The following is a 16,627-nucleotide window of genomic DNA, read 5'->3' as shown; positions in this document are numbered from 1 at the left end:
CACGCGGCCCGCATTCGTGCGGGCCGGCCGTGTGAAATCCCTTATTTCCGGCATTTCGGCGCGCACATTCATTCGCTTGAGCGTTATTCTGTCGAACGGCCGTCGCCAGAACGGCTTTCAAACCGATAACGTTGGAGCGAGTCCCCCATGAAAACATCCCGTCGGAGTTTCCTGATTACGAGCATTGGTGCCGTGTCCGCGCTGGCGCTGTCGCGCGAAGCGCTGGCCGACGCGCCGATGCTGTCGGAAACGGATCCGGCCGCGGTGGCGCTCGGCTACAAGGCCGATGCCACGAAGGTCGACAAGACGAAGTATCCGAAATACGCAGCAGGCCAGGATTGCGCGGCCTGCATGCTGTATCAGGGCAAGAAGGGCTCGGCCTCGGGTCCGTGCGGCGCATTCCCCGGCAAGCAGGTATCGGCGAAGGGCTGGTGCAGCGCATTCACGAAGATGGGCTGACGTCCGCGGCGGCATCGTGCGATGCCGCAATGTGGCGAAAACCGCAAAACGCCCGCCATCGGACGATGGCGGGCGTTTTTTATGCTTGAAAACGGTTCCGTCGCTTTCTACACTCGCTGCAAACCAGCGCGCCGCGGCCCCCCGTGCGCCGCGCCACCCGATGGCGAATTCACGAGGACGAGGCACGCATGGCGACGATTGCGAATTCAACGAAAACGGTCCGGCCCGAGCGTGCACTGAACCGGCGGGCCGTCGCGGCGGCCGTGATCGGCAACGCGCTCGAGTGGTACGACTTCACGGTGTTCGGCTTCATGACCGTCGTGATCGCCGAACTGTTCTTTCCGACGACCAGCGAATACTCGTCGCTGCTGCTGACCACCGCGACGTTCGGCGTCGCGTTCTTCATGCGTCCGATCGGCGGCATCGTGTTCGGCCTGTACGCCGACCGCGCGGGCCGCAAGGCCGCGTTGTCGCTCGTGATCCTGCTGATGACGGCCGGCATCTTCCTGCTCGCGATCGCACCGCCCTATGCGGCGATCGGCATCGGCGGCCCGATCCTGATCGTGCTCGGCCGCCTGCTGCAGGGTTTCTCGGCGGGCGGCGAATTCGGCAGCGCGACCGCGCTCCTGATCGAAGCCGCGCCGTTCTCGAAACGCGGTTTCTACGGCAGCTGGCAGATGGCGAGCCAGGCGGCCGCGCTGCTGATCGGCGCGCTCGTCGGCGCGGCCGTCACGCGCGGGCTGTCGCACGACGCGCTGCGCAGCTGGGGCTGGCGCGTGCCGTTCATCCTCGGGCTCATGATCGGCCCGATCGGGTTCTACATCCGCCGTCATCTCGCGGATTCCGAAGCATTCCTGCACGCGCAGCAAAGCGCCCGCCGCGCGACGCTCGGCGAAGTGTTCACGCGCCATCCGCGCGAGGTGCTGTGCGGGCTCGGCTCGGTGATCGCGCTGACGGTGACGATCTACGTGCTGATCAGCTATCTGCCGACCTTCGCGGTGAAGCAGCTGAAGCTGCCGTATGCGGAATCGTTCTATGCGGTGATCGTCGGCAACCTGCTGTTGATGGTGCTGTCGCCGGTCGCGGGCGCGTGGTCGGACCGCATCGGCCGCAAGGGGCTGTCGCTGTGGTCGCTCGTCCTGACGCTCGCGTTGATGTATCCGTTGTTCGCGTGGCTCGACGCGGCGCCGAGCATCGGGCGGCTGATCGCGGTGCAGGCCGTGCTGTCGGTGACGCTCGCCGGCTACTACGGGCCGTTCGGCGCGATGATCGCCGAGCTGTTCCCGGCCAACGTGCGCTCGACGGGGCTGTCGATCGCGTACAACGTCGCGGTGATGCTGTTCGGCGGTTTCGGGCAGTTCATCGTCACGTGGCTGATCAAGGTGACGGGCACGCCGCTCGCGCCGACCTATTACGTGATGGCGGGGCTCGCGCTGTCGATCGTCGCGGTCGCGTTCGTGCCCGCGCGCAGCGCGGATCTCGACGCCCCGGCCTGACGGCCGCATTGCAGCGCGACCATCATTTCGAAATCCGCAACAATGCGGGCCCTGGCCCCGAAATCGGCGCGGTGATCGTTCGCGCCCGCGGACGAATTGTTTAGTTGTCGAAGGAAACACGCGCGGGATGAACGAATTCGTCGCTCGCGCGCGCAGACGCACTTTTTGCGTGCGCGAGACATCCGCAAAAACCCGCGTAAATGCGTCTAGAAGAGTTTTTTCTCCAGCTTGTTGCAAAATCGCTAGCTCAAGTAATATCCGCGTACCCGGCCCCAGGGGGGACCGGTTCCGATCTGGAGACCTGGAGGAAACATGGAATACAACCGTCTGTTGCACACCCTGCGTGTTACCGCCATTGCAGGCGTGGCAGCGGCATCGCTCGGCGTCGCGGGTTCTGCATTCGCACAGATCCCGAACAAAACGCTCGTCTACTGCTCAGAAGGCAGCCCGGCGGGTTTCGATTCCGCGCAATTCACGACTGGCGTCGATTTCACCGCCGCCACGTTCACCGTCTACAACCGCCTCGTCGAATTCGAGCGCGGCGGCACCAAGGTCGAGCCGGGCCTCGCCGAGAAGTGGGACGTCTCGTCCGACGGCAAGGTGTACACGTTCCACCTGCGCCATGGCGTGAAGTTCCACACGACCGACTTCTTCAAGCCGACGCGTGAATTCAACGCGGACGACGTCGTGTTCTCGTTCGAGCGCATGCTCGATCCGAACCAGGCGTTCCGCAAGGCCTACCCGGTGTCGTTCCCGTACTTCACCGACATGGGCCTCGACAAGCTGATCACGAAGGTCGAGAAGGTCGATCCGTACACCGTAAAGTTCACGTTGGCCGAGCCGAACGCGCCGTTCATCCAGAACATGGCGATGGAATTCGCGTCGATCCTGTCGGCCGAATACGGCGATCAGCTGATGAAGGCAGGCAAGGCCGCCGACATCAACCAGAAGCCGGTCGGCACGGGCCCGTTCATCTTCCGCAGCTACACGAAGGACGCGACGATCCGTTTCGACGGGAATCCTGATTACTGGAAGAACGGCGCTGTGAAGCTGTCGAAGCTGATCTTCTCGATCACGCCCGACCCGGGCGTGCGCGTGCAGAAGATCAAGCGCAACGAATGCCAGGTGATGAGCTATCCGCGTCCGGCCGACATCGCGACGCTGAAGGCCGACTCGGGCATCGACATGCCGTCGCAGCCGGGCTTCAACCTCGGCTACCTCGCGTACAACGTCGAGCACAAGCCGGTCGACAAGCTCGAAGTGCGTCAGGCGCTCGACATGGCGATCAACAAGAAGGCGATCCTCGAATCCGTCTATCAGGGCGCGGGCCAGGCCGCCAGCGCACCGATGCCGCCGACCCAATGGTCGTACGACAAGAACCTGAAGATGGCGCCGAACGACACCGCGAAGGCGAAGGCGCTGCTCGCGAAGGCCGGCTATCCGAACGGTTTCGACATCACGCTGTGGGCGATGCCGGTGCAGCGCGCGTACAACCCGAACGCCCGCCTGATGGCCGAGATGATCCAGGCCGACTGGGCGAAGATCGGCGTGAAGGCGAAGATCGTCACGTACGAGTGGGGTGAGTACATCAAGCGCGCACACACGGGCGAGCAGGACACGATGCTGATCGGCTGGACGGGCGACAACGGCGACCCCGACAACTGGCTCGGCACGCTGCTCGGCTGCGAGGCGATCAAGGGCAACAACTTCTCGCACTGGTGCTACAAGCCGTTCGACGAGCTGATCCAGAAGGGGCGCACGACGACCGGCCAGGACGCGCGCACGAAGATCTACATGCAGGCCCAGCAGATCTTCGCGCAGCAACTGCCGTTCTCGCCGATCGCGAACTCGACGGTCTACCAGCCGGTGCGCAAGAACGTGGTCGACATGCGCATCGAGCCGCTCGGCTATGCGCGTTTCGACGGTGTCAGCGTGAAGTAACCGACCTGGCCTAAGCTGTCGTCATTGAGAAGACCGGCTTGAAATCATCCGGCGGCGAGGGGCCAAAAGCCCCTCGTCGCCGGTCGCACATTTCCCACAAGAAAATACGAGACGCATCATGTTCACATTCGTGTTGCGCCGCGTGGGGATGGTGATCCCGACCTTCATCGGCATCACCATCCTGGCGTTTGCGCTGATTCACCTGATACCGGGCGACCCCATCGAAGTGATGATGGGCGAGCGCGGCGTCGATCCCGCGATGCATGCGGAGGCAATGAAACGCCTCGGGCTCGACCAGCCGCTGCCCCTGCAGTACGTCCACTACATCGGCCGGGCGCTGCATGGCGACCTCGGCACGTCGATCATCACCAACACCAGCGTCGCGGGCGAATTCTTCGCGCGCTTCCCGGCGACCGTCGAGCTGTCGCTGTGCGCGCTCGTGTTCGCGCTCGCCGTCGGGCTGCCGGCCGGCGTGATCGCCGCGCTGCGGCGCGGCTCGGTCGTCGATCATGGCGTGATGGGCACCGCGCTCACCGGCTATTCGATGCCGATCTTCTGGTGGGGGCTGATCCTCATCATGGTGTTTTCGTCGTACCTCGGCTGGACGCCCGTGTCCGGGCGCATCGCGGTCGAATACGACTTCCCGCATCCGACCGGCTTCATGCTGATCGACGCGCTGCTCGCGCCGGACGAAGGTTCGTTCAAGTCGGCGGTCAGCCACCTGATCCTGCCCGCGATCGTGCTCGGCACGATCCCGCTCGCGGTGATCGCGCGGATGACGCGCTCGTCGATGCTCGAAGTGCTGCGCGAGGACTACATCCGCACCGCCCGCGCCAAGGGGCTGTCGCCTGCGCGCGTGGTCGTCGTGCATGCGCTGCGCAATGCGCTGATCCCCGTCGTCACGGTGATCGGCCTGCAGATCGGCACGCTGCTCGCGGGCGCCGTGCTGACCGAGACGCTCTTTTCGTGGCCCGGTGTCGGCAAGTGGCTGATCGATGCGATCGGCCGCCGCGACTATCCGGTCGTCCAGGGCGGCATCCTGCTGATCGCGACGCTCGTGATCGTCGTGAACCTGGTCGTCGACCTGCTGTACGGCGTGCTGAATCCGCGCATCCGCCACACGAGGTAATTCCATGAGCAATCTGCAAAACACCCTGCCGAGCGAATCCGCGCCGGCCGGCGGCCGTGCGCTCGCGCTGCGCGAGTTCTGGGCCAACTTCTCGCGCAACCGCGGCGCCGTCGGCGCAGGCATCGTCGTGCTGGTGCTGATCCTGGTCGCGCTCCTCGCGCCGCTGATCGCGCCGCACAGCCCGGTCGAGCAATACCGCGACTACGTGAAGATCCCGCCCGCATGGCTCGCGGGCGGCAACTGGCAGTTCATCCTCGGCACCGACGAAGCGGGCCGCGACATCCTTTCGCGCCTGATGTTCGGCGCGCGCATGTCGTTCTGGATCGGCTTCGTGTCGGTCGTGCTCGCGCTGATCCCGGGCATCGTGCTCGGGCTGGTCGCCGCGTTCTTCCAGAAATGGGCCGACACGCCGGTGATGCGCATCATGGACGTGCTGCTCGCGCTGCCGTCGCTGCTGCTCGCGGTCGCGGTCGTCGCGATCATCGGCCCGGGCCTCACCAACACGATGTTCGCGATCGCGATCGTCGCGCTGCCGGCCTACGTGCGTCTCACGCGTGCGTCGGCGCTCGGCGAACTGCAGAAGGAGTACGTGACGGCGTCGCGCGTGGCCGGTGCCGGCACGCTGCGCCTGATGTTCTCGCAGGTGCTGCCGAACTGCACGGCGCCGCTGATCGTGCAGGCGACGCTCGGCTTTTCGTCGGCCATCCTCGACGCGGCCGCGCTCGGCTTCCTCGGCCTCGGCGTGCAGCCGCCGACCGCGGAGTGGGGCGCGATGCTCGCGTCCGCGCGCGACTACATCGACAACGCATGGTGGATCGTGACGATGCCCGGCCTGTCGATCCTGATTTCGGTGCTCGCGATCAACCTGCTCGGCGACGGGCTGCGCGACGCGCTCGATCCCAAACTGAAGCGGATGGCCTGACATGACCCAGAATCTTCTGACCATCCGCAATCTCGCGGTGAACTTCAACGGCCTGCCCGCTGTCGACCGGATCAACCTGTCGATCGCGCCGGGCGAGGTGGTGGGCGTCGTCGGCGAATCGGGCTCGGGCAAGAGCGTGACGATGATGGCGCTGATGGGCCTGATCGACGCGCCCGGCAAGGTGACGGCCGACGAGGTCACGTTCAACGGCGTGGATCTGCTGAAGGCGTCGCCGAAGGCGCGCCGCAAGATCGTCGGCAAGGACATCGCGATGGTGTTCCAGGACGCGCTGACGAGCCTGAATCCGAGCTACACGGTCGGCTACCAGATCAAGGAGGTGCTGAAGCTGCACGAAGGCCTGCGCGGCGACGCGCTGCACCGGCGCGCGCTCGAACTGCTCGATCAGGTCGGCATTCCCGACGCGAAGAACCGCATCACGGCGTTCCCGCACCAGATGTCGGGCGGGATGAACCAGCGCGTGATGATCGCGATGGCGGTCGCGTGCAACCCGAAGCTGCTGATCGCCGACGAGCCGACCACCGCGCTCGACGTGACGATCCAGGCGCAGATCATGGATCTGCTCGTGAAGCTGCAGAAGGAGCGCGGGATGGCGCTCGTGCTGATCTCGCACGACCTGGCCGTGGTGTCGGAGGTCGCGCAGCGCGTCGCGGTGATGTATGCGGGCGAGGTCATCGAGACCAATCGCGTGCCGGACATCTTCCGTGCGCCGCATCATCCGTACACCGAAGCGCTGCTCGCGGCGATTCCCGAGCACAATCAGGGGGCGCGTCGCCTTGCCGCATTGCCGGGCATGGTGCCCGGCCGCGATGATCGCCCGTCCGGGTGCCTGTTCGCGCCGCGCTGCAAGTACGTCGTCGACGATTGCCGCAAGGCGCGTCCGGCGCTCGATACGCTGGTGCCGGCCAACGATGCGATGCGTGCGCGCTGCATCAAGCCGCTCAATGTTTCCAACCTCGACCTGACGGGAGGCGCACGATGAATGCAGTCCAAGAAACGCCTCGCGTGCCGCACGACGAGGAAGCGGTGCTGGTCGCCGACCAGCTCGCGAAGCACTACACGGTCAAGCGCGGGATGTTCGGGCAGGGCACGGTGAAGGCGCTGAACGGCGTGTCGTTCACGCTCAAGCGCGGCAAGACGCTCGCCGTCGTCGGCGAATCGGGCTGCGGGAAATCGACGCTTGCGCGCCAGCTCACGATGATCGAGACGCCCACCTCGGGTCACCTGACGATCGACGGCAAGGACGTGGCCGGCGCGAGCCGCGAGACGGTCGCCGACCTGCGCCGCCGCGTGCAGATGGTGTTCCAGAATCCGTTCGCGTCGCTGAACCCGCGCAAGACGGTCGAGCAGACGCTCTCCGAACCGCTCGAGATCAATGCGAACCTGACGGCCGCCGAGCGCGCGGCGCGCATCGCGCAGATCATGCGCACGGTCGGCCTGCGGCCCGAGCACGCGAAGCGCTATCCGCACATGTTCTCGGGCGGCCAGCGCCAGCGGGTCGCGATCGCGCGCGCGATGATCCTCGATCCGCGGATCGTCGTCGCCGACGAGCCGGTGTCCGCGCTCGACGTGTCGATCCAGGCGCAGATCCTGAACCTGTTCATGGATCTGCAGGAGCAGTTCAAGACGAGCTACGTGTTCATCTCGCACAACCTGTCGGTGGTCGAGCACGTCGCCGACGACGTGATGGTCATGTACTTCGGCAGCGTCGCCGAGCTCGGCGACAAGGCGACGATCTACGCGCGGCCGCGCCATCCGTACACGCGCGCGCTGATGTCGGCGACGCCGGCGATCTTCGAGGAAGACCGCCGCGTGCAGATCAAGCTGCAGGGCGAGCTGCCGTCGCCGCTCAATCCGCCGTCGGGCTGCGCGTTTCACCAGCGCTGCCCGTACGCGGTCGAGCGTTGCCGTGTCGAGGAACCGCAGCTGCGCGACGTCGACGGACGCCGCGTGGCCTGCCATCGCGCCGAGGAGGTGGGGGAGGCGAATGCCTGAAGGTTTGGCGGCGCGCGCGTCCGGCGTGCGCCGTTCGGGGGCCGGCAGCGCGCGCGTGATGCGCGCGTGCCGCAACGCACGGCGCTGGAGCGTGCGCACGGTCACGGGCGCGGCGCTGGCCGGCGCGTGCGTGGCGGCCAGCCTCGTCGTTCCCGTCGAGTCGGCGCGCGCCGAAGGGCGCGCGCCGGCGAGTTCGCCGATCCGTCCGTCGCAGGTTCCGCCGCCCGGCATGAGCCTGCCGGGCTTCCACGCGCCGTCCGTGTCGAACGGCACGGTCGCGCGCGGCACGGTGCGCGTGCAGCCCGCGCGCATGCCGTTCTATGTCGCCACCCGGGGCAAGGTCACGCTGTACGTGCTCGGCACGCTGCACACGGGCGACCCGTCCGACTATCCGCCCGCTCAGCCGTTCCGGCCGCGCATCCTCGGGGCGCTCGCGGCGTCGCCGACGCTCGCGCTCGAGTTGTCGCCGGACGATCTGCTCGAATCGCAGGACGACGTGTCGAAGTACGGCGTGTGCCGCTACCCGTGCCTGCAGCGCCTGTTGCCCGAGCCGCTGTGGCAGCGCCTCGCGGGGCGCCTGCGCGGCAATCCGGCCGCGCTTGCGGAGATTCGCCGGATGCGGCCGTGGCTCGCGGCGCTGGTCGTCGAAACCTACGACTCGCTGGCGGCCGGCCTGCAGACGGAATACGGCACCGAGGCGCAACTGCAGAACGTCTTCCTGAAGAAGAAGGGCGGCCGCGTGATCGGGCTCGAGACGCTCGCCGAGCAGATGCGCGCGTTCACCGGGCTGACGCTCGCCGAGCAGCGCGAGATGCTCGCGCAGGACATGGTGCAGACGCCGGCGCAGAACGCCGACGACATCAAGGCGCTGCACCGGCTGTGGCAAATTGGCGACGCCGATGCGATCTCGGCGTGGGCGGTCGCGAAGAGCGAGCGGCTGGCCCGTTCGAAGGCGCTGTCGGCGTCGATCGACAACAAGATCCTGTACGAGCGCAACCGGCGCTTCGTTGCACGGATGACGGCAATCGCCGCGCCGAATCGGCCGGTATTCGTCGCCATCGGCGCGCTGCATCTGGGCGGCCCGCGCGGCGTGCTCGAATTGTTGCGCCAGCAAGGGTATCAGGTCGACGCGAACTGATCGCGCCGGCCGCCGCGCACCGATCCTCCCCTGTTTGATCGACGATACGCACGCGCTGCGAGGCGCCTGTGCGGCCGCGCGATTCGATAAGGAAAACCCTTGAATCCTCAGGAAATAGCGTTTAAAACGATTGACATCCGGTTCTGCCGATCTCTATTCTTCATCCCACAAGTTGAAAAATTGAAAAGAATAGAAAAAGTTCTACGGGGTAGCAGAAAACAAAGCGCGGGGTTAGCGTAGCCGGCACGTGATGATCGTGCCGGCCGCGGAGTGTCTGCATGCACGGCGGGGCCAAACATCGTCGGGACAACAAATGCATGCGACAGACTTGCGGATAAGCGACGTTCCGTCGTCCGACCGGGGGAAGCAGCAATCGGGCGGCGGCGGACGTTTTTTAATCCGGAGCATCTTTCCGGTCACCGTCGACAGACGGTTTCGGGGGGCGAATCGACAGACGGCGAAGTCCGCGGCGATTGCGCCAACAGAAAAGCGCCACGAGGGCGCTTTTTTTCTTTGGGGCAGCGGTTTTCGTCGGGCGGCCGCGCGGCTTGCGCGCCGGTCAGGCGCCTTCGTCGGCTTCCAGCGCGCCCGGAGCGACGACATCGATGCCGGCCGCTTCGAGCGCCGCGCGGATCCGCTTCGCGAACGCGAGCGCATGCGGGCCGTCGCCGTGCAGGCAGACGGTCTGCGCATTGAGCGGCACCCACTCGCCGCTCACCGACTGCACCCGCCGATCGCGCACCATGTCGAGCGTGCGGGCGAGCACCGCGTCCTCGTCATCGATCAGCGCGCCGGGCTGGCTGCGCGGCACGAGCGAGCCGTCCGCGCGGTAGCCGCGATCGGCGAACACTTCCTCCACCGCGGCGAGCCCCGCGTGGCGCGCGGCCGCGACGAACACGCTGTTCGCGAGCCCGAACACCGCCAGCGACGGATCGAAGTCGTGGATCGCGGACACCACCGCGTCGGCGATCATCGGGTCGCGCGCGGCCTGGTTGTACAGCGCGCCGTGCGGCTTCACGTGCGCGATGCGGCCGCCCTCGGCCTGCGCGATCGCCGATAGCGCGCCGAGCTGGTACAGCACGCCGGCATAGATGTCGCCGGCCGGTAGCTGCATTTCCTTGCGGCCGAAATTCTCCGGGTCGTGAAAGCTCGGGTGCGCGCCGATCGACACGCCTTTCTGCACGGCCCAGCGCACGCAGTCGCGCATCGCATTGGCGCCGCCTGCATGCCAGCCGCACGCGATGTTGGCCGACGTGACGAGGTCGAGCAGCGCCTCGTCCGATCCGCATCCTTCGCCGAGATCGGCATTCAGATCGATTTCCATGATGTTCCTCGTCCACTGATGGCGTGGCGCGTCCTTCGTCCTGCTTCCGCCATTGTCACGCCGCGCGCGATTGCGCGCGGCGGCGGGTCTCCTCGCGCATCTCGATCGCGACGTCGATCTGACGCAGATAGGCACGTTCTGCGGTCAGGGCGGCGCGCGCGGCGTCGGGTGTCGTGCGCACGAAGCGGATCGGCAGGTTGAGCCGCGCCTGTGCGAGTTTCCAGAGATCCGCGCGGATCACCGTGCCGATCTTCGGATAGCCGCCGGTGGTCTGCGCGTCGTGCATCAGCACGATCGGCTGGCCGTTCGGCGGCACCTGGATCGTGCCGGGCAGCACCGCGTGCGACAGCAGCTCGACCGGCCGCTCGCGCACCAGCTCGGCGCCGGCGAGGCGATAGCCCATCCGGTTGCTGTTCGCGGTGACGAGCCATTCCTCGTCCCAGAACGCCTGCTGCGAATCGGCCGCGAACGACGCGTAGTCGGGGCCCGGCAGCACGCGCACGGGCATCGCCCACGGCGCATGCGCGGGCCGGTGGCGGCGCGGCGGTTCGTCGACGCGCACGAACGCGCACCACGCGGGCGCCTTCACGCCGAATTCGGGCGCATCGGCCGCGAGGCAGCCGGCGCCGGCCGGCGGCACACCGACCGGAAGCCGATCGCCGTCGCGCAGCGCGCGGCCGCCGAGGCCGCCGAAGCGCGATGCGAGATCGGTGCTGCGCGAGCCGAGCATCGGCAGCACGTCGATGCCGCCGGCGATGCACAGATAGCCGCGCATCCCGCGTTTCGCGGCCGGCAGCACGAGCGTTTGCCCGGCCTCGACGGGGAGGCTCCACCAGGAATACACGGGTTTGCCGTCGAGCGTCGCGCCGAATTCGGTGCCGGTGATCGCGATGCGCGTCGCGCGCGTGAAGCGGAACGCGGCCGGGCCGATCGTGATTTCGACGGCTGCCGCGTCGGGGCGATTGCCGACCAGCCGGTTGCCGACTTCGAGCGCGAGGCCGTCGAGCGCGCCGCCCTGCGCGACGCCGAGATGGCGCATGCCGCGGCGGCCGAGATCCTGCACGGTCGACAACGGGCCGGCGCGGACCACCTCGATCGTGCCCGGTGCGGTGTTCTGGGTCATGTCGCGTCGACTCCGGCAATGGTGAAGCGCACGCGGTCGCCGGGCAGCAGCAGCGCCGGCTGCGGCCGCGCCGGGTCGAACAGCACGTGCGACGTGCGGCCGATCAGCTGCCAGCCGCCGGGCGACGTGGCCGGATAGATGCCCGTCTGCGCCCCGCCGATGCCGACCGAGCCGGCCGGCACTTCCAGGCGCGGCGCCGCGCGGCGCGGCGTGTGCAGCGACGCATCGAGGCCGCCGAGATAGGCGAAGCCCGGCTGGAAGCCGACGAAGAACACGACGTATTCGCCGGCCGCGTGACGCGCGACGACTTCGTCGGCCGGCAGCCCGGTGTGCGCGGCGACGGTCGCCAGATCGGGGCCGGCCGCACCGCCGTATTCGACCGGGATTTCGATTTCCCGGCCGTCCGCATGCTCGACGTCGGCGGTTTCCCACGCGTCGCGCAGCGCGGGCGTGAGCGACTCGGCCGTCGCGGCGAGCGCGTCGAACACGATCGTCAGGTTGTTCATGCCCGGCACGACGTCGATCACGTCGGGCCACGCGCGCGCGACCTCGGCGACGGCCCAGACGCGGCGCTGGCAATCGAGCGTGGCGGGCGGCGGCACCTCGCAGACGAGGGCGGCGTCGCCGAGCGGATAAATGCGGGGTTGCGTCATCGGACTGGCACGGTTTGGACGGCAATGTTAGCGCACATTGTCAATAAAATATCGACAACTTCCCAATAAGCGTTTTCGCCTAGCCCGTATGTCCGGGCTTCTGGCGTACACTCGGCACACCCTGTCATCCGGCTTGCGCCGCCTTTCCATGAAGCGTCCTGCGACCAAGATCGTGTCATCCGAACACCTCGTTTCCGATTCGAGCGCGGAGCTGTCGGAACTCGAATACGGGCTCATCATGGCCGGCAATGCGTTCAATCGCTGGATGGTGCGCTGCATGTCGGCCGCGGGCGCGAAGGACATGACGGCGGTCGAGGTGTCGCTGCTGCATCACGTCAGCCATCGCGAACGCAAGAAGAAGCTCGCCGACATCTGCTTCGTGCTCAATATCGAGGATACTCACGTCGCGACCTATGCGCTGAAAAAACTGATCGCGCGCGGCTATGTGAAGAGCGAGAAGAGCGGCAAGGAAGTGTTCTTCTTCGCGACCGACGCGGGCCGCGAGCTGTGCATGAAGTATCGGGAGGTGCGCGAGCATTGCCTGATCGAGACGCTGAAGGACAGCGGCCTCACCAACGAGCAGATCGGCGACGCGGCGCAGTTGCTGCGCCACGCATCGGGCCTCTACGACACGGCCGCGCGCGCGGCGGCGTCGCTGTAAACGATTGCGGACGGGACGGTCGACGCGGTGACGCGCGGCATGCCGCAGACTTCGCGTCGCGCGCCCCGTCATCCGGCGGCCGGGTAAAGCGCGCCGTCGGTCACGATCCAGCGCATCGCGAGATCGTGCGCTTCGGCCGGCAGCGCCTCCACGCGGCACGCTTCATACGCGATGCCGACCGTCACCGGCAGCGTCTCGCCCGGCCACACCGCGAGCGTGCGGTCGTAATAGCCGCCGCCATAGCCGAGCCGGTAGCGCTGCAGATCGAATCCCACACACGGAATCAGCAAAAGATCGGGCACGACGACGGCCCCCGACGCCGGCTCCGGAATCCGGTGATGCCCTTCGCGCATCGGCGTGTGCGCATCCCACGCATGGAACGCGAGCGGCGTGTGCTTCTCGCCGATCACCGGCAGCGCGGCGCGGCGACCCGGGCCTGCCGCGGACCACGCGAGCACCGCGTCGCGCGCGTCGAATTCGCCCGGCAGCGGCCAGTAGAAGCCGACCGTGCGCGGCGCGAGCCGCTCGAGCAACAGGCGCAGCCGCGCGTCGAGCGCGGCGTTCGCGGCGGGCTGCGACGCGGCGTCGCGACGCGCGCCGGACAGCGTTTTGCGCAGTGCAACCTTCGGGTTCGGCACAGGGTTGCATGCTATGCTTTCGCTCACTTCGTGCTCCATTCAAAACGATGTCGAACAGCCTTTTCCGAGTATATCGCGCGGTCGCGCTCGCGCTTTCGGCCGCCGCGCTCGTCGCGGGCACGGCCGCGTGCGCCGCACCGAACGACGACACGCTCGCCGGGGACGACCAGATCTTCGTGCAGCTGCGCGAAGCCGCGCGCCGCAACGACGCCGCGAAGGCCGCGCAGCTCGCGGCGATGATTCCGAACTATCCGGTCCCGTCCTACGTCGAGTATTTCCAGATCAAGCCGCAACTGTTCGATTCGACGGGCCGCGCACGCGTCGACGCCCCCGACGCGCCCGTGCAGTCGTTCCTGCAGCGCTACGACGGCCAGGCGATCGCCGACCGCCTGCGCAACGACTACCTGCTCGTGCTCGGCGCGCGCCACGACTGGCGCGGCTTCGACGAGCAGTACAAGCGCTTCGTGCTAGACGACGACACGCAGGTCAAGTGCTACGCGCTCGAATCGCGCGCGGCGCGCGGCGAGAACGTCGCCGAGGCGGCGCGCGCGCTGCTCGTCGAGCCGAAATACTACGGCGACGCCTGTGTCGACCTGATTACGGCGCTCACCGTCAACCAGCAGTTCACGAGCGACGACGTGTGGCAGCAGGCACGCCTCGCGTACGAGCAGAACTACACGACGCTCGGCGGGAAGATCGTCGACGCGCTCGGCGCGCGGCCGGTCGGCTTCGATCAGGCGACCAGCGCGCCGCCGCTGTACCTCGCGCGCGGCGTCGGCCCCGACGCGGTATCGCATCAGCTCGCGCTGATCGCGCTCGGCCGCATGGCGCGCAACGACCCGGACGCCGCGGCCGGGATGCTGACGTCCATCGCCGGCTCGCTGACGAAGCAGGAGCAGGCGATCGCATGGGGCGCGATCGGCTACCAGGGGGCGATCAAGCGCTCGGCGCTCGCATCGGTCTGGTATGCGAAATCCGCGAACGCGCCGCTGTCGAACCCGGGTTACGAATGGCGCACGCGCGCCGCGTTGCTCGTCGGCAACTGGCCGATGGTGCGCTGGTCGATCGAACAGATGCCGCCGTCGCTGCGCAGCGATCCGGCGTGGATCTACTGGCATGCGCGCGCGCTCAAGCAGAGCGGCGACACGCTGCAGGCGAACCAGGAATTCGAGCAGGTCGCGGGCCAGTTCAACTTCTACGGGCAGCTCGCCGGCGAGGAGCTCGGCCAGCGCACGTCGGTCCCGCCGCGCACGAAGGTGAGCGACGCCGACGTCGACGCGATGAGCAAGATCCCCGGATTCGCGCTCGCGCAACGCTTCTACGGGCTGAACCTGCGCCTCGAAGGCAACCGCGAATGGAACTGGCCGCTGCGCGGGATGACCGATCGCCAGCTGCTCGCGGCCGCCGAATACGGCAAGCGCATCGACCTGCTCGACCGCACGGTCAACACGGCCGACCGCACGAAGGCCGAGCACGACTTCACGCTGCGCTACCCGTCGCCGTATCGCGACATCGTCGAGCGCTACGCGCAGTCGACCGGCCTCGACATCGAATGGGCGTACGGGCTGATCCGCCAGGAATCGCGCTTCATCACGAACGCGCGTTCGTCGGTCGGCGCGGGCGGGCTGATGCAGCTGATGCCGGCCACCGCGCAGCTCGTCGCGAAGAAGCTCGGGATGGGCACGATCACGCGTGCGCAGATGCACGACATCAATACGAACATCCAGCTCGGCACCTGGTACCTGTCGGACATCTACAACAACTTCGACAGCTCGCCGGTGCTGGCGACGGCCGGCTACAACGCGGGCCCGGGCCGGCCGCGCCAGTGGCGCCAGGTGTTGACGCAGCCGGTCGAAGGCGCGATCTTCGCGGAGACGATTCCGTTCAACGAGACGCGCGACTACGTGAAGAACGTGCTGTCGAATACCGTCTACTACGCGGCGCTCTTCGAGGGCAAACCGCAGTCGTTGAAGAAACGCCTGGGCATGATCTCGCCCTGATCCGCAATCTTCATACTGCCGCGCGAGACGCGGCAGTGTGCAAGGGGCTGTTCACGCTGATACCGGGCTTGTTCCCCTGACTGGAAATGTCATTTGTGGGGCTGGCCGCCAGCGCAAGCCCGTTATTGGCGTGAACAGCTCCTTGGAGGTCTCGAACATGGATCGCCAGACCGTCGCGCTGCTGGGCGGCACCGGCTTCATCGGCAGCCGGCTCGTCAATGCGCTGATCGACGCCGGCAAGCAGGTACGGATCGGCACGCGGCGGCGCGAGCATGCACGCCACCTGCAGATGCTGCCGGTCGAGATCGTCGAGCTCGACGCGTTCGATCCGCGCACGCTGGCGCGGTTCGTCGCCGGCGCGCATGCGGCCGTCAACCTCGTCGGCGTGCTGCACGGCGGCCGCGGCACGCCGTACGGGCCCGGGTTCGAGCGCGCGCACGTCGCGCTGCCGGCCGCGCTGGCCGCCGCGTGCGTCGAAGTCGGCGTGCGGCGCGTGCTGCACATGAGCGCGCTCGGCGCCGATTCGCACGGCCCGAGCATGTACCAGCGCTCGAAGGGCGACGGCGAGGCCGCGCTGCATGCGGTCGCGGCGACCGACTCGCTCGCGCTGACGATCTTCCGCCCGTCGGTCGTGTTCGGCCCCGGCGACGCGTTCCTGAACACGTTCGCGAACCTGCAGCGCACGCTGCCGGTGCTGCCGCTCGCGATGCCCGATGCGCGCTTCCAGCCGGTGTTCGTCGGCGACGTCGTGCGCGCATTCGTCAACACGCTCGATCTCGCGGCCGCGCACGGCAAGACCTACGAACTCGGCGGCCCCACCGTCTACACGCTCGAGCAATTGGTGCGCTATTGCGGCACGCTGGTCGGCCGGCAGGCACGCATCGTGCGACTGCCCGACGCGCTCGCGCGGCTGCAGGCGAGCGTGTTCGAATGCCTGCCTGGCGAGCCGGTGATCACGCGCGACAATCTCGCGTCGATGTCGGTGCCGAACGTGCTGTCCGGGCCGCTCGCGCCCGAACTCGGGATCTCGCCCGCGAGTCTCGAGAGCATCGCGCCCGCGTATCTCGGTCATGCCGCGCGGCGCTCCCGCTTCGACTGGTTCCGCTCGCGCCGCTAGGCGTCGCGGGCCG

The 16,627-nt window shown here is 67.6% G+C and carries 15 protein-coding genes; 11 read left to right on the top strand and 4 right to left on the bottom strand.

Translation table 11 applies throughout. The annotated features are described in order from the left end of the window. Nucleotides 1-147: 147 nt before the first annotated feature. The 8 genes from WS87_RS16855 to WS87_RS16820 all read left to right on the top strand — a co-directional run bounded on the left by WS87_RS16855 (nucleotide 148) and on the right by WS87_RS16820 (nucleotide 9,098). Nucleotides 148-459, top strand: coding sequence for a high-potential iron-sulfur protein (locus WS87_RS16855; RefSeq protein WP_059535040.1), 312 nt, complete (start codon nucleotides 148-150; stop codon nucleotides 457-459). A gap of 188 nt (nucleotides 460-647) precedes the next feature. After that, nucleotides 648-1,955 (top strand): MFS transporter, encoded by a 1,308-nt coding sequence (locus WS87_RS16850; RefSeq protein ID WP_059703177.1) that lies wholly within the window; start codon nucleotides 648-650, stop codon nucleotides 1,953-1,955. 312 nt (nucleotides 1,956-2,267) lie between these two features. Next, nucleotides 2,268-3,896 carry an ABC transporter substrate-binding protein gene (locus WS87_RS16845; RefSeq protein WP_059819922.1) on the top strand — a complete coding sequence of 543 codons (1,629 nt, stop codon included), beginning with the start codon at nucleotides 2,268-2,270 and terminating at the stop codon, nucleotides 3,894-3,896. A 118-nt stretch (nucleotides 3,897-4,014) separates the two neighbouring features. Next, nucleotides 4,015-5,025 carry an ABC transporter permease subunit gene (locus WS87_RS16840; protein WP_059691952.1) on the top strand — a complete coding sequence of 337 codons (1,011 nt, stop codon included), beginning with the start codon at nucleotides 4,015-4,017 and terminating at the stop codon, nucleotides 5,023-5,025. Between the two features lie 4 nt (nucleotides 5,026-5,029). Further along, nucleotides 5,030-5,947 (top strand): ABC transporter permease subunit, encoded by a 918-nt coding sequence (locus tag WS87_RS16835; RefSeq protein ID WP_059607393.1) that lies wholly within the window; start codon nucleotides 5,030-5,032, stop codon nucleotides 5,945-5,947. Between the two features lies 1 nt (nucleotide 5,948). After that, nucleotides 5,949-6,947 carry an ABC transporter ATP-binding protein gene (locus WS87_RS16830; protein WP_059535050.1) on the top strand — a complete coding sequence of 333 codons (999 nt, stop codon included), beginning with the start codon at nucleotides 5,949-5,951 and terminating at the stop codon, nucleotides 6,945-6,947. Beyond that, complete coding sequence (locus WS87_RS16825) at nucleotides 6,944-7,960, top strand: peptide ABC transporter ATP-binding protein (RefSeq protein ID WP_059819921.1); 1,017 nt, start codon at nucleotides 6,944-6,946, stop codon at nucleotides 7,958-7,960. Before WS87_RS16830 ends, WS87_RS16825 begins: the two co-directional genes overlap by 4 nt. Next, nucleotides 7,953-9,098: a TraB/GumN family protein gene (locus WS87_RS16820; protein WP_059819920.1), complete on the top strand. Its 1,146-nt coding sequence runs from the start codon at nucleotides 7,953-7,955 to the stop codon at nucleotides 9,096-9,098. Before WS87_RS16825 ends, WS87_RS16820 begins: the two co-directional genes overlap by 8 nt. Nucleotides 9,099-9,657: 559 nt before the next feature. Here WS87_RS16820 and pxpA read toward each other — a convergent pair. The 3 genes from pxpA to pxpB are packed head-to-tail and all read right to left on the bottom strand — an operon-like array spanning nucleotide 9,658 to nucleotide 12,198. After that, entirely contained in the window at nucleotides 9,658-10,422 is a 765-nt protein-coding gene (gene pxpA / locus WS87_RS16815) for a 5-oxoprolinase subunit PxpA (protein WP_059535055.1), read from the bottom strand. 55 nt (nucleotides 10,423-10,477) lie between these two features. Beyond that, the gene (locus WS87_RS16810; protein ID WP_059703181.1) at nucleotides 10,478-11,545 is read right to left on the bottom strand and encodes a biotin-dependent carboxyltransferase family protein; all 1,068 of its coding nucleotides are present in this window, start codon (nucleotides 11,543-11,545) and stop codon (nucleotides 10,478-10,480) included. After that, on the bottom strand, nucleotides 11,542-12,198 hold the full coding sequence (gene pxpB, locus WS87_RS16805) for a 5-oxoprolinase subunit PxpB (RefSeq protein WP_059819919.1): 657 nt from the start codon (nucleotides 12,196-12,198) through the stop codon (nucleotides 11,542-11,544). Before pxpB ends, WS87_RS16810 begins: the two co-directional genes overlap by 4 nt. Before the next feature lie 148 nt (nucleotides 12,199-12,346). On the opposite strand from pxpB, the gene WS87_RS16800 reads away from it, so the two are divergent. Beyond that, on the top strand, nucleotides 12,347-12,859 hold the full coding sequence (locus WS87_RS16800; RefSeq protein WP_059535061.1) for a winged helix DNA-binding protein: 513 nt from the start codon (nucleotides 12,347-12,349) through the stop codon (nucleotides 12,857-12,859). A 68-nt stretch (nucleotides 12,860-12,927) separates the two neighbouring features. Here the strand turns inward: WS87_RS16800 and WS87_RS16795 are convergent, their stop codons facing one another. Beyond that, on the bottom strand, nucleotides 12,928-13,536 hold the full coding sequence (locus WS87_RS16795) for a 5-formyltetrahydrofolate cyclo-ligase (RefSeq protein WP_059819918.1): 609 nt from the start codon (nucleotides 13,534-13,536) through the stop codon (nucleotides 12,928-12,930). 8 nt (nucleotides 13,537-13,544) lie between these two features. Here WS87_RS16795 and WS87_RS16790 point away from each other — a divergent pair, with 8 nt between their 5' ends. Next, complete coding sequence (locus WS87_RS16790; protein WP_059819917.1) at nucleotides 13,545-15,497, top strand: lytic transglycosylase domain-containing protein; 1,953 nt, start codon at nucleotides 13,545-13,547, stop codon at nucleotides 15,495-15,497. A gap of 157 nt (nucleotides 15,498-15,654) precedes the next feature. Next, entirely contained in the window at nucleotides 15,655-16,614 is a 960-nt protein-coding gene (locus WS87_RS16785) for a complex I NDUFA9 subunit family protein (RefSeq protein WP_059819916.1), read from the top strand. Nucleotides 16,615-16,627: the final 13 nt, after the last annotated feature.

This window comes from Burkholderia sp. MSMB0856 (assembly GCF_001524645.2).
GTDB lineage: Bacteria > Pseudomonadota > Gammaproteobacteria > Burkholderiales > Burkholderiaceae > Burkholderia > Burkholderia diffusa.
Note: the sequence above shows the minus strand (reverse complement) of the source record. Positions and strands in the feature narration are given on the sequence as shown.